This window comes from Streptococcus sp. HMSC067A03, from assembly GCF_001814295.1.
Lineage (GTDB): Bacteria > Bacillota > Bacilli > Lactobacillales > Streptococcaceae > Streptococcus > Streptococcus constellatus.
Window position 1 is genome coordinate 1 of record NZ_KV815662.1, and the last position, 20,467, is coordinate 20,467.

At 38.7% G+C, this 20,467-nt stretch carries 24 protein-coding genes; 4 read left to right on the forward strand and 20 right to left on the reverse strand.

Annotation, left to right across the window (positions count from 1 at the left end):
* Positions 1-47: 47 nt before the first annotated feature.
* The 4 genes from HMPREF2963_RS09595 to HMPREF2963_RS06245 all read right to left on the reverse strand — a co-directional run bounded on the left by HMPREF2963_RS09595 (position 48) and on the right by HMPREF2963_RS06245 (position 2,814).
* Positions 48-176, reverse strand: a complete 129-nt coding sequence (locus HMPREF2963_RS09595) for a hypothetical protein (protein WP_006269833.1) — start codon at positions 174-176, stop codon at positions 48-50.
* 106 nt (positions 177-282) lie between these two features.
* Positions 283-1,041 (reverse strand): TraX family protein, encoded by a 759-nt coding sequence (locus tag HMPREF2963_RS06235; RefSeq protein ID WP_070669225.1) that lies wholly within the window; start codon positions 1,039-1,041, stop codon positions 283-285.
* A 122-nt stretch (positions 1,042-1,163) separates the two neighbouring features.
* Entirely contained in the window at positions 1,164-2,144 is a 981-nt protein-coding gene (locus tag HMPREF2963_RS06240; RefSeq protein ID WP_070669226.1) for a sensor histidine kinase, read from the reverse strand.
* A complete protein-coding gene (locus HMPREF2963_RS06245; RefSeq protein ID WP_039676764.1) occupies positions 2,128-2,814 on the reverse strand; it encodes a response regulator transcription factor in 687 nt (228 codons plus the stop codon). Before HMPREF2963_RS06245 ends, HMPREF2963_RS06240 begins: the two co-directional genes overlap by 17 nt.
* A 91-nt stretch (positions 2,815-2,905) precedes the next feature.
* Here HMPREF2963_RS06245 and HMPREF2963_RS06250 point away from each other — a divergent pair, with 91 nt between their 5' ends.
* Positions 2,906-4,087 carry a DUF2974 domain-containing protein gene (locus tag HMPREF2963_RS06250; protein ID WP_070669227.1) on the forward strand — a complete coding sequence of 394 codons (1,182 nt, stop codon included), beginning with the start codon at positions 2,906-2,908 and terminating at the stop codon, positions 4,085-4,087.
* Between the two features lie 89 nt (positions 4,088-4,176).
* Here HMPREF2963_RS06250 and metG read toward each other — a convergent pair whose 3' ends face one another.
* Positions 4,177-6,174: a methionine--tRNA ligase gene (gene metG, locus HMPREF2963_RS06255; protein ID WP_070669228.1), complete on the reverse strand. Its 1,998-nt coding sequence runs from the start codon at positions 6,172-6,174 to the stop codon at positions 4,177-4,179.
* Positions 6,175-6,610: 436 nt separating this feature from the next.
* Here metG and HMPREF2963_RS06260 point away from each other — a divergent pair, with 436 nt between their 5' ends.
* Both HMPREF2963_RS06260 and HMPREF2963_RS06265 read left to right on the forward strand, forming a co-directional pair.
* Complete coding sequence (locus HMPREF2963_RS06260; RefSeq protein ID WP_070669229.1) at positions 6,611-7,282, forward strand: methyltransferase family protein; 672 nt, start codon at positions 6,611-6,613, stop codon at positions 7,280-7,282.
* A gap of 84 nt (positions 7,283-7,366) precedes the next feature.
* Complete coding sequence (locus tag HMPREF2963_RS06265) at positions 7,367-8,194, forward strand: exodeoxyribonuclease III (protein ID WP_070669230.1); 828 nt, start codon at positions 7,367-7,369, stop codon at positions 8,192-8,194.
* Between the two features lie 25 nt (positions 8,195-8,219).
* Here HMPREF2963_RS06265 and nth read toward each other — a convergent pair whose 3' ends face one another.
* From nth to tmk, 7 genes are all read right to left on the reverse strand, one after another.
* Complete coding sequence (gene nth, locus HMPREF2963_RS06270) at positions 8,220-8,843, reverse strand: endonuclease III (RefSeq protein ID WP_070669231.1); 624 nt, start codon at positions 8,841-8,843, stop codon at positions 8,220-8,222.
* A 135-nt stretch (positions 8,844-8,978) separates the two neighbouring features.
* On the reverse strand, positions 8,979-9,332 hold the full coding sequence (locus HMPREF2963_RS06275) for an arsenate reductase family protein (protein WP_003034329.1): 354 nt from the start codon (positions 9,330-9,332) through the stop codon (positions 8,979-8,981).
* 17 nt (positions 9,333-9,349) lie between these two features.
* Positions 9,350-9,859 carry a methylated-DNA--[protein]-cysteine S-methyltransferase gene (locus tag HMPREF2963_RS06280; protein WP_006269848.1) on the reverse strand — a complete coding sequence of 170 codons (510 nt, stop codon included), beginning with the start codon at positions 9,857-9,859 and terminating at the stop codon, positions 9,350-9,352.
* An 11-nt stretch (positions 9,860-9,870) separates the two neighbouring features.
* Entirely contained in the window at positions 9,871-10,734 is an 864-nt protein-coding gene (rsmI, locus tag HMPREF2963_RS06285; RefSeq protein ID WP_006269835.1) for a 16S rRNA (cytidine(1402)-2'-O)-methyltransferase, read from the reverse strand.
* A gap of 2 nt (positions 10,735-10,736) precedes the next feature.
* The gene (gene yabA / locus HMPREF2963_RS06290) at positions 10,737-11,054 is read right to left on the reverse strand and encodes a DNA replication initiation control protein YabA (protein ID WP_003025601.1); all 318 of its coding nucleotides are present in this window, start codon (positions 11,052-11,054) and stop codon (positions 10,737-10,739) included.
* A 34-nt stretch (positions 11,055-11,088) separates the two neighbouring features.
* Positions 11,089-11,982, reverse strand: coding sequence for a DNA polymerase III subunit delta' (locus HMPREF2963_RS06295; protein WP_006269834.1), 894 nt, complete (start codon positions 11,980-11,982; stop codon positions 11,089-11,091).
* Complete coding sequence (gene tmk, locus HMPREF2963_RS06300; protein WP_006269846.1) at positions 11,979-12,617, reverse strand: dTMP kinase; 639 nt, start codon at positions 12,615-12,617, stop codon at positions 11,979-11,981. The genes HMPREF2963_RS06295 and tmk overlap by 4 nt, the downstream gene beginning before the upstream one ends.
* Positions 12,618-12,769: 152 nt before the next feature.
* On the opposite strand from tmk, the gene HMPREF2963_RS06305 reads away from it, so the two are divergent.
* Positions 12,770-13,633 (forward strand): YitT family protein, encoded by an 864-nt coding sequence (locus HMPREF2963_RS06305; protein ID WP_048800515.1) that lies wholly within the window; start codon positions 12,770-12,772, stop codon positions 13,631-13,633.
* 57 nt (positions 13,634-13,690) lie between these two features.
* Here the strand turns inward: HMPREF2963_RS06305 and HMPREF2963_RS06310 are convergent, their stop codons facing one another.
* The 8 genes from HMPREF2963_RS06310 to HMPREF2963_RS06345 form a co-directional block, all read right to left on the reverse strand.
* The gene (locus tag HMPREF2963_RS06310) at positions 13,691-14,347 is read right to left on the reverse strand and encodes a CBS domain-containing protein (protein WP_006269836.1); all 657 of its coding nucleotides are present in this window, start codon (positions 14,345-14,347) and stop codon (positions 13,691-13,693) included.
* A 147-nt stretch (positions 14,348-14,494) separates the two neighbouring features.
* Positions 14,495-15,205 (reverse strand): ABC transporter ATP-binding protein, encoded by a 711-nt coding sequence (locus HMPREF2963_RS06315; RefSeq protein WP_003070044.1) that lies wholly within the window; start codon positions 15,203-15,205, stop codon positions 14,495-14,497.
* The gene (locus HMPREF2963_RS06320) at positions 15,205-15,969 is read right to left on the reverse strand and encodes an ABC transporter ATP-binding protein (RefSeq protein ID WP_070669232.1); all 765 of its coding nucleotides are present in this window, start codon (positions 15,967-15,969) and stop codon (positions 15,205-15,207) included. The genes HMPREF2963_RS06315 and HMPREF2963_RS06320 overlap by 1 nt, the downstream gene beginning before the upstream one ends.
* Positions 15,969-16,919, reverse strand: a complete 951-nt coding sequence (locus HMPREF2963_RS06325; RefSeq protein ID WP_003078202.1) for a branched-chain amino acid ABC transporter permease — start codon at positions 16,917-16,919, stop codon at positions 15,969-15,971. The genes HMPREF2963_RS06320 and HMPREF2963_RS06325 overlap by 1 nt, the downstream gene beginning before the upstream one ends.
* A 3-nt stretch (positions 16,920-16,922) precedes the next feature.
* Positions 16,923-17,792, reverse strand: coding sequence for a branched-chain amino acid ABC transporter permease (locus HMPREF2963_RS06330; protein ID WP_070669233.1), 870 nt, complete (start codon positions 17,790-17,792; stop codon positions 16,923-16,925).
* A gap of 382 nt (positions 17,793-18,174) precedes the next feature.
* Positions 18,175-19,338, reverse strand: a complete 1,164-nt coding sequence (locus HMPREF2963_RS06335) for an ABC transporter substrate-binding protein (RefSeq protein WP_006269829.1) — start codon at positions 19,336-19,338, stop codon at positions 18,175-18,177.
* 82 nt (positions 19,339-19,420) lie between these two features.
* On the reverse strand, positions 19,421-19,690 hold the full coding sequence (locus HMPREF2963_RS06340; protein WP_037591113.1) for a DUF2129 domain-containing protein: 270 nt from the start codon (positions 19,688-19,690) through the stop codon (positions 19,421-19,423).
* 90 nt (positions 19,691-19,780) lie between these two features.
* A complete protein-coding gene (locus tag HMPREF2963_RS06345) occupies positions 19,781-20,395 on the reverse strand; it encodes an ATP-dependent Clp protease proteolytic subunit (RefSeq protein WP_225791046.1) in 615 nt (204 codons plus the stop codon).
* Positions 20,396-20,467 lie beyond the last annotated feature (72 nt).

Below are 20,467 nucleotides of genomic sequence, written 5' to 3' on the forward strand. Positions count from 1 at the left end.
TAACATGTTGAACATCTAATAATGTCATCGTTTTTCTCCTATCTATTTTAAAATCCTAAGTAGAGAGTTTGAACAGATTGACGAACTGCATAGCCAAATTCTGCTCGTTCAATTTCTTTCAAACTAGGTTGACCTTGTGAAGTTTTGCTTTTGAATTGTTTTTTCAATCGTCTCATCTTCTGCTCCTTCTTCTTTCTGACAAGTTTATTGTAAGATATCTTGTGGTGTTCATCCATAACTTAATCTTTCATTTATTGCTTTTATCTTACATTTTTGTAAGATTCATTTTTGCACTAGATAAGCAATCAGAGCAATCAACCAGAGATGAGCAGGGTAAAATACATAAAAGAAATATTTACTCCACTTAGTCACAGGACCGCGCTCACCATTATAGAGCGAAATGAATGGCAGCACTGTAATAAAGAGCCAATCCGAATTATAAAGCATCATTGAGAGGGTTGTAACCCATGTCGGATAAATCTGAATGCTCATACAAAATAGGGCAAGCGCTAAAATACCATACAGCAGATTTCGTAAGTTTTTCTTTTCTCGACAGATATACGTAATCAGCATAAATGGAATCAAGGGCAGGCCACCTTCCGTTATGAAACTAGCTGCCAGCAAAACAAGAGTCCCCAGAAGAAAACGAATAGGATTTTCTTTCATTCGATAAGTATGATTACTCTTGGAAATGCCGAAAAAAAGATTGAGCACAAGCACGCCACATGCCAAGGTTAAGAAAATATTATTGTTGAGCTGAACGCTTTTTGCCTGGAAAAGAAAATTGATAACTGTATTTCCTATAAACATAATAGCAGCCCAAGAAAAGAGACGGAAATTGTAAAGCAAACGGCTGCGAGTATAGATAAAACCTTCCGCTGCTGCAAAAGCAAACCAAGCCGCAACACAGCGTGTCAAAGCATGAAAAATACCAGCCCATCCCCCCGATAACAAACCTGGTATTTTATCCAGATGATCAAAGACCATGAGAAAAGCCATTAACAATTTTAGCTGAAAAGCATTTAAACCTTTTGTTTTCATTTTAGTTTCTCCTAAATATGAACTTATTTTCTAACTCTATGATACAAAAAAAGAAAGGTTACCACCATAACATAACCTTTCATTTGTATCGGTTTTTCTTACAGTTTTGTAAGATTGTTTGCTTATTCAAACAGCAGTTTCTGCTCTTTAAACGTAACCATGACGGTTGTCCCTTCACCTACAACCGACTGCAAGTGCAGTTCATGTCCTAACTCGTCCGCAATCTTCTTAGACAGGTAAAGACCTAAGCCAGATGATTGTTGAGTCAAACGACCATTGTAGCCAGAAAAACCACGTTCAAACACGCGCAAAATATCACTGTTTTGAATGCCCAGACCTGTATCTTTCAGATAAAGCGTATCATCTTTAAAATAAATCTCAATGCCACCTTGACTGGTATATTTCAGACTATTTGAGAGAATTTGCTCCAAAATCACCACAAACCATTTTTTGTCCGTAATAATCGTTTGTTTCAAATCATGCAAGTCCAAACTTAAGCCTTGCTGAATAAAGAAAATGGCATATTTTTTGACAACTTCCTTGACCATTTCCTCTATGTTTTCTTTCTGGACACTCAAATCATCATGGAAACTCTCCAAGCGCAAATATTGCAATACCAGATTGGTATAAGAATCGATTTTAAAAATTTCTTGCTCCAGCTGCTTTTTCAGTGTTTGCTCACCCAAATCCTGCACCAAAAGCTTACTAGCAGCAATCGGTGTTTTTATCTGATGCACCCAAAGTGTATAATAATCCAGCAAATCATTCTGCCTAACTCGCTCCTGCGCTTTCAGCTCCTTTTTTTCATCCTCTAATTTTTCTATTTTGGAAAATAGCAGAGCTTCTAAAGGTGTATCTGCTTGTCCCTCGCCATATAAAGCAGCTCGTCGAAAGTTTTGATAGTGCTTAACAATATCAAACACAAGACCAATCATGCTAAGCAAACACAGCATCAACATGACATAGTACAATACAGCTCGCGCATCATCATACAGTAGACTAAAAACAAATAATATCATATAAAATATCAGCAGAATAATAAAAGAAAATTGACGCGAACGCAGATAATATCTGAAAAACAACCATTTATTTTGAGAATTCATTCGTCAATCCGTACCCAATTCCTTTCTTGGTTTCAATAAAACTTTTCAGTCCAGCATCTTCTAATTTCTTGCGCAGACGGGCGATATTGACTGATAAGGTATTGTCATCAATAAAGAAATCACTGTTCCACAGTTCTTTCATGAGATCATCACGCGAAACAATACTGCCAGAATGCTCAAATAGCACACGCAGAATTTGAAATTCATTTTTCGTTAACGCAATCACTTCTCCATCATACATCATATCCATGGACTTGAGATTGAGAATAACCCCATGGTATTCCAACAAACTTTGATCTGTCCCAAATTCATACGAACGACGCAAGAGTCCTTGAACCTTAGCCAACAAGACATTATTGTCAAATGGCTTGGTGACAAAATCATCTCCGCCCATGTTAATCGCCATGACAATATCCATCGCCTGATCACGTGAAGATAAAAACATAATAGGCACTTTAGAAATCTTGCGAATTTCTTGGCACCAATGATAACCATTAAACAACGGTAGACCAATATCCATCAGGACTAGATGCGGTTCTTCCTTGACAAAAATCGTCAGCACCTGCATAAAATCCGCTACAGCAATCACCTCAAATCCCCATTGTTCCAGCATTTTTTTGACTTGTTGACGAATGACGGCATCGTCTTCCACTAATAATATCTTGTGCATGCTATCCCTCTCTTCTGTTTTCTTTTTCTATTATAACAAAGACTTGATGAAATATGCTATACTAACAGTAAATCTACGAAAGAGAATGACTATGGGAAATATTTTTAACTATTTAGAAGACATACAATACGATAACATCTATGATCAGCCCTTTACAGAGCTGGATTTTTTGCTCCTAACCGAAATTACTTACTTAAACTACGATACAATCGTCACGGACAGTCTTGAACTACAAAAAGCGATCCGTTTAATTGATGTACCACAATATATGTCTGAAGTAAACTCCCTGATGAATACCAAACATCGCTTAAAGCTTTTGACGCAGGCTGCTATAGTGAAGCGATATAAAAACCTCAAACTCTTTGGGTATGTAAACGATATTGATCTTGAGATGCAAAAGCAATTTGCCGCTATGGTTTATAAAATTAACTTAGACACCTATGTCATTGCTTTTCGCGGAACAGATGATTCCATTATCGGCTGGAAGGAAGATTTCCATATGACTTATATGGAACATGTCCCTGCCCAGCAAACTGCTGTGCACTACGTTCAAAAGGTTATGAAGGCATTTCCAAAAGCCACCTTTATCTTGACCGGACATTCCAAAGGTGGCAATCTAGCGACTTATGCTAGCAGCCAAGTAGAGCCTGCTTTGCAAGATAGAATCAAGCAAATCTACAGTTTTGATGCTCCAGGATTAAACCATACGATTATTGAAACAGAGGGATATCAAAGCATTGCTTCAAAAATCAAACGCTACATTCCGCAGGGCTCTATCGTCGGAATGATGCTGGAAACGCCTAAACAAGCTCACATTGTTAAAAGCGTAGCCATTGGTGGAATTGCCCAGCATGACACTTTCTCTTGGCAGATTGAAAATAAGCACTTTGTTTTACTTAACACGCTCAATCCAGACAGCATTCAGACAGACAAAACTCTAAAAGAATGGGTGGATGCTGTTCCAGATGACGATCTAAAAGATTTCTTTGATGTCTTTTTCGGTCTCATTTTAGACGCTCAAATTACATCTATTGATGAATTTTTCCAGCCCAACAGTATCAAGAAATTACTGACTATTGTCCAAAATGCCCATGCCCTAACAGAACAAGAAAAAGAAATGCTGAACCGCTTAACTCGACTCCTCATTTCAATCCGTTACCAAACTTGGATTGATGATTTTAAAACACCCAATCCAGTCACTTTTATGACCGATATGCGAGGGAATTGGGCTAGTCTGGCGGAGAGGCTTTCATTTTTAAATAAAGATGAATAGTACTTTAACTAATTTAATCAAAAAATGAATGACTAATCACATTTGTAAGACCGTCATTCATTTTTTATTCTAATATTATTCTTTCTAAATCACCCAATCAAACTACCATTTGGTACGCTTGAGTCTACTGTGAGAAGGGTCAATTGGTCCCCATATTCGGCTGAGAGGAGCATACCTTGGCTGATACGTCCCATCATTTTGCGCGGTTTGAGGTTGGCTACGATTTGTACTTTCTTACCGACTAACTCTTGTTCGTTTGGATAGTATTTAGCAATCCCAGAGAGGATTTGACGATCTTCTGTGTCTCCGGCGTCCAAGCGAAATTGGAGTAATTTATCACTCCCTTCCACTTTAGAAACTTCTTTGACTTCTGCGACACGAATTTCCAGCTTATCAAAGTCGTCAAATTTGATTTCTTTACGGTTGAGTGTGAGTTCTATTTCTTCTGGCTTCCATTCCTTCTTAATAGCTGGCTTGCCACTTTCCATCTGCTCTTTGATATAGGCAATTTCTTCGTCCATATCAAGACGTGGGAAGATTGGTGTCCCTTTGGCAACTACTTTAATACCCGTTGGCAGTCCTGCTAAATTTAGATTTTCTAGGTCAAAATCTGCCCCCAAACCAAGCTGTTCCATGATGGCATTTGATGTGGTCATCATAAATGGCTGAATGAGGTGAGCCACCACGCGCAGGCTGGCTGCCAAATGCGCCATAACCGCTGCTAAATCATCACGTTTAGCTTCATCCTTAGCCAATACCCACGGAGCTGTCTCATCAATGTATTTATTGGTACGAGAAATAATATTCCAAACTGCTTCAAGGGCGCGTGGATAATCCACAGCATTCATTTGTTTGTGGTATTGTGCCAAATTATCAGCAACTACTGCTGCCAAATCAGCATCGAAGTCCGTCACATTTTCCACATAAACTGGAACTTCACCTTCAAAATACTTGTTAATCATGGCAACCGTGCGGTTGAGGAGGTTACCGAGGTCATTGGCAAGTTCATAGTTGATACGACCAACATAATCTTCTGGCGTAAAAGTGCCATCAGAACCTACTGGAAGACTACGCATGAGATAATAGCGAAGCGGATCAAGTCCAAAGCGCTCTACCAACATTTCTGGGTAAACGACATTTCCTTTAGACTTAGACATCTTGCCGTCCTTCATGACAAACCAACCATGAGCAATCAGACGTTCTGGTAATTTCAAGTCTAACATCATGAGCATGATTGGCCAATAAATAGAGTGGAAGCGCAGAATGTCTTTCCCAACCATGTGGAAGACTGTACCATTCCAGAACTTATCAAAGTTGGCATGGTCATCTTGAGCATAACCAAGAGCTGTTGCATAGTTGAGAAGGGCATCAATCCATACGTAAACCACATGCTTAGGATTTGAAGGTACTTTAACGCCCCACGTAAATGAGGTACGCGAAACTGCTAAATCTTCCAAACCGGGCTCAATAAAGTTCTTGATAATTTCATTCATACGACCATCTGGCTGGATAAAATCAGGATGAGCATGGAAAAAATCTACCAAACGGTCAGCGTACTTACCCAAACGCAAGAAGTAAGATTCTTCTGACACCCATTCAACTTCGTGACCTGATGGAGCAATTCCTCCGATAACCTTGCCAGTTTCATCACGGAAAACTTCTTCTAACTGACTTTCAGTGAAAAATTCTTCATCAGAAACAGAGTACCAGCCTGAATATTCACCCAAGTAAATATCATCTTGAGCTAAGAGACGTTCAAAGACATCTGCCACAACTTTTTCATGGTAGTCATCAGTTGTGCGGATAAATTGATCATAAGAGATATCCAACAATTCCCAGAGTTCTTTTACTTCTTCTGCCATTCCATCCACATATTTCTGAGGAGTTATGGCCGCTTCTTCTGCTTTTTGTTGAATCTTTTGACCGTGCTCATCAAGCCCTGTTAAATAAAAAACATCATACCCCATGAGACGCTTGTAACGAGCGAGGACATCACAAGCAACGGTCGTATAAGCACTCCCTATATGGAGCTTGCCAGATGGGTAATAAATCGGTGTCGTAATATAAAATGGTTGTTTTTCAGTCATTTTTTAATCCTTTCAAGGCGAATGAAACCTTTTTTGATAACACCTCATTATATCATATTTCACGGGGTTTGCGAAAAGATAGTCACCTATAGTAAACATAAATAAAATGCCGCTTTCTTACTCTGCGATAAAAATATTAGAAATGTCAGGATAACCGCTTTTAGTCAGTCTCTCGACGAACTTTTTGACAATAATTTATGGGAAGTCACGCTTTTCGACGAACTTTTTACCTATAAATCTTTTGAATTATTCCCATTCGACAACTCGTTCACAAGTAAATCTATGGAATTTGTGCCTTTCTAGCTAATTTTTACAAATAAATTTTTGTATTTGATGCTCTTCGAGTGAATTTTTGCAAATAATTTTTAGGAATCGATGCCTTCCGAGTGAATTTTTACACAGATTTTTAGTATAATGGAGCAAAGGAGGGCTAAAAATGAAAACACATCTTATTAGCCAAGTTATTCTAAAATACCTGTCTGGTCTTATGTTTTTGATTTTGCTCATTTTTATACCAGCAGGAAGTTTAGACTTTTGGAAGGGCTGGCTTCTCGTGGGATTGGTCTTTCTACCAATGCTCTTGATTGGAATTCTTCTGTTCCTTTATAAACCTGACCTCCTCAGAAAAAGACTGGAAATGAAAGAGAAAGAAAAGGAACAAAAGCAGATCATTTTTTTGAGTTCTTTACTCTTTCTTGCTACCTTTATCTTAGCTGGTTTAGACTATCGTTTCTCTTGGTTTCAAGTCCCCAGCCTAATCACATGGTGTGCAAGTTTCATTTTTCTAGCATCCTATCTCCTCTATGCTGAAGTTCTGCGAGAAAATAACCATTTATTTAGAATTATTGATGTTCAAGACCAGCAAAACGTCATTTCAACTGGGCTTTACGGAATCGTCAGACATCCTATGTATCTAGCAACCCTTGGCCTGTTTCTGAGCATTCCGCTCATTTTAGGTTCACTTTTAGCTTTCCTTGTCATGCTTCTTTATCTTCCTATTATCAACCAGCGCATAAAAGGAGAAGAGGCTTTCTTAGAAAAGAATCTAGAAGGCTATCAAGAATACAAAAATCAAGTCACTACAAAGATCATTCCATTCCTATGGTAACAAAGAAAATGACAAACCCAAAACTCGCCTGCTTAGCCTTTTTTTGGTAAAATAGAAAAAAATAAGTCTAGAAAAGGTACCCTTATGAAACTCATCTCTTGGAATATTGACTCCCTCAACGCTGCCCTGACCAGTGATTCTGCCCGCGCTCAGCTCTCTCAGGCTGTTCTTCAGACGCTTCAGGCAGAAAAGGCGGATATTATCGCCATTCAGGAAACTAAATTATCTGCTAACGGACCAACTAAAAAACATCTAAAAGTTTTGGATGAATTATTCCCACATTATGAAACTACATGGCGCTCTTCTATAGAACCTGCACGTAAAGGTTATGCTGGAACTATGTTTTTATACAAAGAGAATCTATCTCCAAAAATAACTTTCCCAGAAATCGGTGCACCTTCTACTATGGATGCCGAAGGGCGTATTATTACCCTTGAGTTTGAAAAATTCTTTGTCACACAAGTCTATACTCCCAATGCAGGTGATGGTTTAAAACGTTTAGAAGAACGACAAATCTGGGACAAAAAATATGCTGACTATCTAACAGCTTTAGACATAGAAAAACCTGTCCTTGCAACAGGGGACTACAATGTGGCCCACAATGAGATTGACCTCGCTCATCCTTCTAGCAACCGTCGCTCACCTGGATTTACAGATGAAGAACGATCTGGATTTACCAATCTGTTAAATCGTGGTTTTACTGATACTTTCCGTTACATTCACGGCGATATTCCAAATGTTTATAGCTGGTGGGCACAACGCAGCAAGACCAGCAAAATCAATAACAGTGGCTGGAGAATTGATTACTGGCTGACCAGCAATCGAATTGCAGATAAAGTAACCAAGTCAGAAATGATTGACTCAGGTACAAGGCAAGACCACACACCAATTGTATTGGAAATTGAGTTATAAAAAAAGAGGTTTCTCCTCTTTTTTTTCAATCAAAATGGTACAACTGCGGATATTGATCGCATTTAGGATTTCTAGGATGGCAAATTTCGCGTCCAAAGCAAATCATAGCCTGATGTGCAGGCAACCATTCACTTTTTGGTAAAACTTCCATCACTCGTTGTTCAACGTCTAGCGGGGTAGCTGACTTTTTGACAATATCATGGTGTTTGCAGATTCGCTCCACATGGGTATCCACTGCAAAAGCAGGAATACCAAATCCAACACTCATGACCACATTCGCTGTTTTACGCCCTACACCAGCCAAACTTTCTAATTCTTCCCATGTATGAGGAACTTGACCATCAAAGTCATCGAGCAATTGCTGAGCACACTTTTTCAAAAATTTAGCTTTATTACGATACAGTCCCAGACGAGCGATATAGCTAGCAATTTCGCTTTCTGACGCCGCAGCCATTTCTAATGGAGTCGGATAAGCTTTAAAAAGGGTTGGTGTAACCGTATTAACCGCTGCATCTGTTGTTTGAGCTGACAATATGACCGCTACCAGCAGTTCAAAATGATTTCTAAAATTTAGGCTGGGCTTGGCATCTGGAAATAGGGCAATTATCTCCTCAATCACCTTTCGTGCACGTTTTTTTGATAAAACCATTTTTTCCCTTTCCCTTTGTTTATTAAAAATATTATAACATGAACGCCAATGATACCAAAATGTAGAGCTTAAAAAAGTGGGACAACCGTCATGGTTTCAAAGAAATCCATTTCGTCATCTCACTTCCTTTTTATTCTATAAATCTAATGTCGCATACTCTGTACGGTAGCCTATTTGCAGGATTTTCCCATCTTTTTCTAAGATCGGACGCTTGATGAGCATGCCGTCTGCTGCTAGAAGATCTGCGGCTTCCTCAATTGACAATCCTGATAGTTTGTCTTTCAAACCTAACTCACGGTATTTGAGTCCGCTAGTATTGAAGAAAGATTTAAGGCTCAAATCAGAATTTTCAATCCAAGTTAGAATCTCCTCTTTACTCGGTGTTTCTTTGACAATATCTACTGCTTCAAAGTCCAAACCCAATTGGTTTAATTCAGTTTTAGCTTTGCGACAGGTCGAACATTTTGGATATTCAATAAATCGTAACATATTTTCTCCTCCATTTATCATTTATCTAAAGCTTTCTCGTTAAGCTCAACGCCCTCATGCTCCAAAAGCCACCGTTTCTTGTCCAGCCCCCCAGCATAGCCAGTTAGTTGTCCTTGACTGCCTAGCACCCGATGACAAGGAACGATGATAGAAAAAGGATTTCTACCTACAGCACCGCCAACAGCCTGCGCAGAACGATTACCTAACTTCTTTGCTATCTGACCATAAGTAACTGTTTCTCCGTAAGGAATAGTTTGCAGATAAGCCCAAACTTGTTGTTGAAAATTTGTCCCAACAGAAGCTAAAGGAAGACTCGAAAAATCTGGACAATCTCCGCTAAAATAGTGTTCTAGCAAAAGTTCCGTTTCTTTCAAAACATCATTTTTTTCCAGAAGCAGGTTTCCTTCTTCTAAACCATGTTCAAAATATTTCTGCTGTAAAAACCAAACTCCAACAAGACCTGATTCATTAGCAACAAGAGACATTTCTCCTAAAGGAGAGAGATACATTTGTTTGTAAAAAATCATGATTTTTCTCACTATTTCGCTTGTTCATGGTACCGTGCATAAAGCGAACTTTTATTCAAACCGTATTTTTTTGCCACTTGTTTGATAGCCTGATTTTTCTTTGTCCCCGCTGCTACTAACTGTTCAATCTCTACCAACAAATCCGCTTCTGACTGTTCAACCTCTTCTTCCTTAAAACCTTCTACGATTAACAAGCATTCTCCTTTGAGTGGATTTCCCGAAACAGAATTTATCACTTCGGAAATCCATCCACGCTGGTATTCCTCATAAATCTTAGTTAATTCCCGTACTAGTACTACAGAACGATCCCCATAGATACTGAGCATATTTTCTAAAGTAGCTTTGACCCGATGAGGAGATTCATAAAAAATCTGAGTTTCAGGATAAGATTTCTTACTTTCAAAAAATTCTTTCTGTTGTCCAGCCTTGCGTGGCAAAAATCCATAAAAAACATGAGGTTGCGGAGCTAGACCGCTTGCTATCAATGCTGAAATTCCCGCACTCGGTCCAGGCACAGTTACTACTGCGATTCCCTCAGCAATAGCAGCCTTGACTAAATCATGCCCTGGATCAGAAATACTAGGTAAGCCGGCATCCGAAACCTGAGCAATATCCTGCCCGCTTTTCAGCAAACGAATCAAATCAGGAATTTTTTCTTTGGCATTATGCTCGTGAAAGCTAATCTGCTTCGTCGCAATGTCAAAATGTCTAAGCAAAAGACCAGTGTTTCTAGTATCTTCTGCTGCAATGAAATTGACTTCTTTCAGAGTATTCACCATACGGATACTCATATCATCCATGTTCCCAATCGGAGTAGCCACTAGATAAAGCTTCCCATAAGGCGACTGATCTTTAAAACTTTTTTGAATCTGCATGCTTACTCCCTAAACAGCAACTCGTCACAAAACATGCATTCTGCATCATTTTCACGGCGTTGACCATAAAAATCCGTACAGACATGAAAACCATCTTCATACAACTTGCGCAGATTATCGCGATTTCTTTTTGTTTTTGGTGTTGTTGTATGCTCCACTTGGCCCAATCGCTCTCGTAATTTATCATTTTCCAAACGAAGCGCTACGTTTTCTTCTACTACGCCTTTCAGATTTTTCTTAATTGCCTCTACTTCTGCCAAAGTCACAAGCAGATTTTGAGAAAATTCATCCAGCGCATCAAATAATTCTTTTTTATTCATCCCCACTACCATTTTCCTATGCTAATACAGCACATCAGATTCTTTCTTGTAACACCATATATTCGAGTGCATTTTGAAAACTAACATTTGCTTGCCACATTTTCCTCGCTGTAAATATACCGTCTAAATAATAGCGTCCACACTCTGTTTCCATCTCTTTAGCAAATAAAATTTCCAGCACCTTCAAAGCCTGTCCTTGCTTTTCCTTATCATCAGCCAGACCAGCTAACTTCGCAACCTGCAAATAGGCGATTGCTTTTTGATTCAAGCAAAAAGATACAAAACATTCACATTCATTAACTAGTTCAAAAAATGATGAACTAGCTGCCAAACGCATAGCTTCTTCTTCCGTCTGACTGTAAACCGTCAACAATTCTGCTTGCGTCTTCATCACTCCAGCTTGTTCTAATTTCTCTAGTAAATAAGGACTATTTTTCGGAAAATAAAATCGCTGCGCTCGACTTTTAATGGTCGGCAAAATAAGGTTTTCATCTGCCGTCAGTAAAAAAATATACACTTCACTTTGCGGCTCTTCAATCACTTTCAGCAGTGAATTAGCCGCATTGACATGCATTTTTTCTGCGTCACAAATGATAAAAACTTGCTTGTTGCTCTCAAATCCAGACTGCGAAAAATTGCGTACCAATTCTCTGACTCGCTCTGTCTTTATAATATTATTGATTGGTCGAACAACCGTCACATCTGAAAAATCCTCTGCCTCAATCAAGCAGCAATTTCGACATTCACCACAGGGTAAGACACCATTTTTATTGGTACAAAATAAACTCTGTGCTAAACATTGAGCCATCTCAAAACTACCGAAAGCTCCTGTAAACAGATAAGCATGATTTAGACGATCCTGTCTTAAAATTTCTTCAAAACGCTCAAACAAGACTGGCTGTAACTGAGCTAATTCTTCTATTTTCATTTTAGACTCTCAACATGCTCTGCTAGCACTGCTACCGTATCGGAAATTACTTTTTCAAGTGGCTGACTGGCGTCAATCCTTTTCATACGATTTGGCTCTTTTTCAAGAATAGATAAATATCCTTCACGGACTCGTTTATGCCATTCCACACTTTCTTGATCTAAACGATCTGCTCTCCTATCCTTACTCTTAGCGATGCGGGCTAAGCCTTCTTCTGCTTCAATATCAAAATAAAGAGTCAAATCTGGCTTCAAACCGTCTGTCGCAAAATTATTTAGCCAGTCAATGTCTGCTACCTTAAGCCCGCGACCAAATCCTTGATAAGCAACAGAACTATCAATAAAACGATCTACTAACACAAGCTCACCGCGGTTCAAGGCTGGTACGATGCGCTCTACCAAATGCTGCCTGCGGCTAGCAATATAAAGTAGCAATTCTGTTTTTTCATCGATTTCTGTATGCTTAGGATCTAAAATAATATCACGGATTTTTTCAGCAACCGCTACTCCACCAGGTTCTCGCGTTGTGATAAACGCCTGCCCTTTTGTTTCTAAAATAGGAATCAAAGCTTCTAAAACACTTGATTTCCCTGCACCATCTGGTCCCTCTAAAGAGATGAACATTCCTTTTGACATAGTAACTCATTTCTAATTTTTCTATTCTCTATTTTATCAAAAAAAGAAAGAAAAATCACCGACAAAAAAACTTTAAAAATTAGTTTCAAAATTGTACATAAGCTTTCAAGATTTGATACAATAGAGTGTGCAGAAACTATTAGGAGGTTATCATGTCTAAGTTTAAAAACTATCTGACGATTATTCTAGGAGCTGGAATTTTTGCTTTCGCCATCAATTATCTGATTATTCCAAATCATTTGTATGAAGGGGGCGCGACTGGGGTGACTCTCATCACATACTATTTACTTAAAATTCCCGTTTCACTGATGAATCTCATCATCAACATTCCTCTTTTCATCATTGCCTGGAAAGTCTTTGGCTCACGGCTATTATACTCTAGCATCTTAGGAACCTTTGCAGTCTCTGGTTGGCTGACTATCTTTGAGAAAATTCCTTTCGTGATTAACCTTGAAGGCGATCTCGTAATTGTAGCGCTCCTAACAGGGGTTATTGCTGGCGTTGGACTGGGAATTGTTTTCAATGCTGGTGGCACCACTGGTGGTACGGACATCATTGCTAGAATCGCTAACAAGTATACGAACATCTCCATGGGAAAATTGATGTTTACTGTAGACTTCTGCGTCCTTATTTTCACTGTACTTGTTTTTAAAGATGTTCGCCTAGTGACTTATACCTTGATTTTTGTCTTTATCGCTTCACGAGTGATTGACTTGATTAGTGAAGGCGGTTATGCTGGTAAAGGATTTATGGTGATCACAAATCATCCAGAAGAGTTAGCAAAGAAAATCGATGAAGATTTAAGCCGCGGAGTTACTTTCATCAATGGACAAGGTTACTATAGTGAAAACAACTTAAAACTCATTTACTGTGTCGTTGGACGGAACGAAATGCAAACGATGAAAAATGTGATTCATAGTGTTGATCCACGTGCCTTTATTACGATTACAGATGCTCATGAAATCCTGGGTGAAGGCTTTACTCTAGATGCTAATAAACAACCACTTCAAAGATAATAACTATAAAAAAACGCATGCTACTAGTTTTTACTGATTCCATGCGTTTTTATTTTGTTATAAAGCTTTTGCTGAAGTACGGGTTATATCCTCAACCTGAATGTCTTTATCTTCAAATTTTGCTTTCAAAGCTAGCAAATCAATATCGCCATCGATTTGCACTTCAATAACAACTTTCCCATCTTTTCGTGGAATATTGACAGCATTAGAGATATTAAGATTTTCTTCAACAATTAAATGCACAATTTTTTCCAACACACCGACTTCATCTTCTGTAATGAAGCGGACACGAATGCCTTCTTCTCCATAGCCAGCAATTTCCAGAAAGGCTCTAAAAACATCACGATCTGTAATGACACCATAAACTTGTTGGTTATCCACAACTGGTAAAATTCCAATCTTGTTTTTTAACATTAAATAAGTTGCATCTTCCAAGCTAGCGAATTGCGACACTGTCACCACATCACGAATCATGACATCTTTGATTTTGGTCTTGTTTAACAAATAATTCATCTCATAAATAGACAAACTTGTTGCTTTTGAAGGACTTGCTTCTGCAATCGTTCCTTCAGTCACCAAACCGACCAATTGGTCATTTTCAATCACAGGAAGTCGATGCAATCCCTGCTCACGCATAATATCAGCAGCATGTGCTACCGTCGTGTCTGGACTAATGTACACCACTTTTCGTGTCATAAAATCTTTAACTGCCATGGAAATCTCCTTTATCTCTGATTTTTCAGTTCTATTATACTGTATTTTTCAGCTTATTTCAAACGCTTTCAAAGTCATTGTTCCGCTTTCCAATAATAAATTAGTGAATAAAAAAGAAGCAGAAAACCACTTCTTTTTGTCCTCGTTTCACCCACCAAGATAAGCTTTGCGAACTTCATCAGAAGCGAGCAATTCTTTTCCTGTGCCAGACAAAACAATGTTTCCTGTTTCTAAAACGTAGCCACGGTCAGCAATCGAGAGCGCTTTATTAGCATTTTGCTCAATCAATAAGACAGTTGTGCCTTGCTTTTGAATATCTTGAATAATATCAAAAATTTCTTGGATGAAAAGAGGAGCCAATCCCATTGAGGGCTCATCTAAAAGCAAGAGTTTAGGAGTAGACATGAGAGCCCGTCCCATGGCAAGCATCTGCTGCTCACCTCCAGAAAGAGTTGCAGCATCTTGATTCTTACGCTCTTCCAAACGTGGAAAACGTGAAAAAACTTTCTTTAGATTTGCTTGATTTTCATCACGATTTGTTTTCAGAAAGGCACCCATTTCCAGATTTTCCATAACGGTCAAACCTGAGAATACATGGCGTCCTTCTGGTACTTGAGACAGTCCTGCCGCCACAATTTTCTGAGCAGGAACTTTTTGAATTTCATTTCCTAAAAACTCAATTTTTCCTGAACTTGGACGAACCAGTCCTGAAATTGTCCGAAGAATCGTCGTTTTTCCAGCACCATTTGCACCAATAAGAGAAACAACTTCTCCTTCATTGACTTCAAAACTGACATCTCGGACTGCCTGAATCATGCCATAATGGACAGAAAGATTCTCAACTTTTAGCATAGACATTAGGCTCCACCTCCCAGATAAGCTTCGATAACACGTTTATCATTTTTAATCTCATCAGGAGTCCCATGTGCAATCAACCGACCATATTCTAATACATAGATTCGCTCAGTTACTTCCATGACGAGGCTCATATCGTGCTCAATCAACATAATTGTGATTTGAAATTCATTTTTAATACGACGGATTAACTCTGTCAATTCTGCTGTTTCCTGCGGATTCATTCCCGCAGCAGGCTCATCTAAAAAGAGAATTTTGGGTTCTGTTGCTAGAGCACGCACAATTTCCAACCGCCGCTGCTGTCCGTAAGCTAAATTTTTAGCAAGAGTCTCTGCTTCTCCGTCTAAGTCAAAAATTTTCAGTAATTTGAGAGCTTTCTCACGCAATTCTGCCTCATTTTTATAGAAAGCTGGCAAACGAAAGAAGCTAGCAAAGACATGTGCTTTGTGATGATTTCCAAAAGCAATCAGGACATTATCTAGCACTGTCAAATCCTTAAATAATCGAATATTTTGGAATGTGCGACTAAGCCCTAACGAAGCAATCTTATAAGGAGCTTTACCATTGATCAAATGGCCATCCAAAGTCACACTTCCCTCACTTGGTTCATAAACACCCGTTAACAAGTTGAACAACGTTGTTTTCCCTGCACCGTTTGGACCAATGAGACCAACTAATTCCCCATCATTCAGCTCTAAGGTTACATCACCCACAGCGGTCAGCCCGCCGAAATTTTTTGTTAGATTTTTTACATCAAGAAGCGCCATTAGTTGACCTCCTTATCGTTTTTAAAGAAGCGTGAGAAGTTCAATTCCCAAGTACCAAGAAGTCCACCTGGTCGGAAAATCATCACCAAAATCAAAGCAAGAGAGTAAATAATCATACGAATACTTGCCACATTTTGTAGCACCATGTTTAAGATACCTAAGAGAATTGCTGCAACAATAGTACCTGTCATAGAACCAAGACCACCAAAGACCACGATAATCAAGACATTGATACTATTGATGAAGGTATAATCTTTCGGCACAACAGAACCAATAAATCCCGCCTGAAGTGAGCCTGCAATACTAGCTGTTATAGCTCCGAAGACAAACGCAACCACTTTAATTTTAGTAGTGTTGACTCCTACAGATTCTGCCGCAATTTCATCTTCACGAACTGATAAGGTTGCTCGTCCAATTGGGCTCCGTAAAAAATTGATGGTCAAAATAGTTGTAATAACTACAAAGAAATATACCATTTGCCAATTGGTAAAGGCAGGAATACCCAAGATACCCGCAGCTCCGTTGGTCAAATCACCACCGTTAATGATTAAAATGCGAATGATTTCAGAGACCCCAAGCGTTGCAATCGCTAAATAATCACCTTTCAAGCGAAGAGTAGGAATCCCGACAATCAAAGCTACTGCTCCTGCAATCAACGCTCCTAATACCATAGCTGCAAAAAAGGCCGGATAAGTAGCTGATTTCGAGCCAATAATCGCAGCTGCATAGGCACCAATTGCCATAAATCCAGCATGTCCCAGAGAAAATTGACCTGAAAATCCGACAATCAAATTTAAACCTACTGCCAAAATGATGTTAATACCAATTTGTTGTAAGATTTGTAGATAAAAATCATTCAAAACTCCTGCACTAGCAAGCAAGGTAATCAACCCATACCCAGCAAGAAGGAGAACAAACCATAAAATATTTATTTTTAAATTCTTCTTCATAGCTTACACCTTCTCTTTCACATTCTTACCAAGAATCCCTGCAGGACGAACGAGTAAAATTAAGATTAAAATACCATACACAATCGCATCACGGAAATCTGACATACCAAAAGCTGTTGCAAAGGTTTCTAACAAACCAATGACAAAGCCTCCTAATGCTGCTCCAGGGATAATGCCAATCCCACCAAGAACTGCGGCAACAAACGATTTCAGCCCTGGAGTCATTCCCATCAATGGTTCAAGGGAATTATAATAAAGCGCAATGAGCACACCTGCCGCTCCTGCCAAAGCCGAGCCCAAAGCAAAAGTGAAACTAATCGTACGATTGACATTAATTCCCATTAGTTGCGCCGCATCGCTATCGACCGAAACTGCCCGCATGGCTTTCCCCATTTTTGTTTTTTGAACGATGACTTGTAACAACACCATTAAAATTAGGGAAACAGCCAAAATCATTAATTGGATATTGGTGAGACTAATCGGTCCAAAACTATAACGAACCGTTTCAATCACTTGGGGGAACGAACGAGTATTGGCTCCTACAAAATACACCATCACGTACTCCAAGAAAAACGAAACACCAATTGCAGTAATCAAAGCTGCAATTCGAGTCGAATTTCTCAACGGGCGATAAGCTAAAAATTCGACTAGTACACCTAAAGCCGCTGTCCCAATCATTGCCAAGATTAAGGCAAGGAAAAAATTAAGATGAAGGGAATTTATCAAGAAATACCCTATAAAAGCACCCATCATGTAAATATCTCCATGAGCGAAATTGATGAGTTTGATAATTCCATAAACCATGGTATAGCCGAGAGCAAGCAAAGCATAGACGCTCCCTAAAATTAGACCATTAACAAGTTGTTGGAGCATGGCCACCACACTTTCTAAATATAATATCGATGAAAGGATGATGTGGTGATTCACATCTTTCTTATCCTATCGCAAAAAAGAGTGAGTAAGTCGCGGTTTCAAAGAAATTAGTTCTCCTCACTCTCTATTCCAAGTTTGAGCAAAAGAAGTCGTCAGTTCCTTTTTCTCACCTTATAGCTGATTGATGTTAAACAATTTAAGACAGATCTAGCAGTTAGTCTATCTTACAAATCATAATGAGCTACATTTTTAAAACTAAGATATCTATCCTAACTATTTCTTTTAATCCACATAAAGAGAAGTAACTATCTACGATGTCCACCATAAATAGTTACTCTTCTATACACTATAAAATATATTTTAAGCAGTTCTTTATGAAAGATTATGGCTTAACTGTTTCAGCTGCTGTGACTTTCCCATTATTCATGGTCATCATAAAGGCTGTTTTAACAGTGTTATGATTCTTGTCAAAGCTGGTATCACCTGTTACACCTTCAAAATTCTTTGTCTTGGCAAGATTGTCTTTGATGTCAACAGATGTTTTCGCACCCTTGGCGGCATTGGCAACAAGATAAACAGAATCATATGCTAGCGCTGCAAATGTTGAAGGTTCTTCATTGTTGTATTTAGCCTTGTAAGCTTCTAGGAATTTCTTAGCTTTCGCTGAGACATCAACTGTCGAAGAAAAACCTGAGATGTAGTAGATATTTGAGGCTTTGGCTGGAGTTGCTTGTTGGACAAATTCCTCACCATTAAAGCCATCACCACCAACGATTGGTTTATCAATTCCCATACCACGCGCTTGATTGACAATTTTACCAGCTTCAGTATAGTAACCAGGGATGACAATTGCATCAAAATCTTTCCCTTTCATCTTGGTCAAAGCTGCTTGGAAGTCCGTATCACCAGCGACAAATTTTTCATCTGCAACAATCTTGCCTTTATACGCATTGCGGAAAGCTTTTGCGACACCTTTAGCATAATCACTTGAATTATCCGTATAAAGCACAACTTTTTTCGCTTTTAACGTTTCTGTGACATACTTAGAAATAATCTTCCCTTGGAAACTGTCTTGAAAAGTCCCAATGAATAAATACTCTTGATTTTTTGTCAAGCCATCTTGAGTAGCACTAGGTGAAATCAATGGTACACCTGCTTTTGTCGCATTAGAAACAGCTGCTGCCGTTGCACCAGAAGTCGCAGGTCCTACAACTGCATTTACTTTCGATTGGGTTACTAAGTTGGTCGTGACAGAAGCTGCTTCTGCTGTTTCAGATTTATTATCTTTGTCCACTACTTCTAGTTTTTTTCCGTCAATACCACCTGCTTTATTGATTTCTTCAACTGCAAGCTGAGCGCCTTTTTGCTCGGCTGTACCATAAGCAGCTGTTGCGCCTGTCTCTTCAAAGTTGAATCCAATTTTAATGGTCTTATCGGCAACTTTTGTACCTGTTGCATTAGATCCACCTGACTTCACTTCCCCACAAGCGGCAAGAAGAGCAACGCTTGCAAGAGCAACAAATGATAGCGCAATTCTCTTTTTCATATTCTTAACTCCTTGTTTCAAAATAATATGTTAAGAATATACCGAATTATCTGACAATTGTCAAGTGGTCAACAGATTTTTTTTACATGTTTACGTTTTCCTTCTCTCTAAACAAACTTCCAACGAAGTCTGTATCCAATTCTTGAATATGACAAACCCGTACTTGTTTGACATATTTTTCCTTAGATAGTTTCTCAACAATGCCATCTACTTGCGCAGTATCTACATACAACTGGAGATAACGATGCTTTTTAGAATGATAGATAATATCACCAATGGACGCAATTCTTTTTATGTCACGATTATAATATAAATAGACAATGATACCTGTTCGTTCTTCTTTTTTAAACATGAGTTTTCTTTCTAACATTTTTTCATTTATAAGTATATCAAAAAAATGCCCATCAGAGGACATTTTTTTCAGATAATAGCAAAGAGAGCATTAGTTCAAGTTGTTATTTGCCATGATTTCATCAATGAAACCATAATCTAGTGTTTCTTGAGCACTCATCCAGTAGTCACGTTCAGCATCTTTATGAACTTGCTTAACGGTCTTACCAGAGTTATCTGCAAGAATTTTTTCCAAATTGTTTCGAGTTTTCAGCAAATGTTCAGCAGCAATCGCCATATCGGTTTGTTGCGTACCGCCACCAGTTCCACCCATTGGTTGGTGAATCATGTACTCTGCATTTGGCAACATAAAGCGTTTGCCTTTAGCACCACTTGAAGCGATGATGGTTCCCATGGACGCAGCCATTCCCATGACAATTGTTTGAACATCTGATTTGATGAAGTTCATTGTATCGACAATCGCTAGACCCGCCGATACAGAACCTCCTGGTGTATTGATATAAAGATAAATATCCTTTGTACTATCTTGAGCGTCTAGGAAAAGCAATTGGGCAATAATAGAATTGGCCATGTTGTCTTCAACTGCTCCAGTTAACATAATAATGCGATCTTTTAAAAGACGTGAGTAAATATCGTACGAGCGTTCCCCACGGCTTGTTTGTTCAATAACTACAGGAATCATTGTATTCTCCTTTTCATCTGATATTTTAATCTGACCAACAATTCTTAGTAAGATTTTTCAAATATGAGACTATTATAGCCTTTTGGTCAAAAAAGG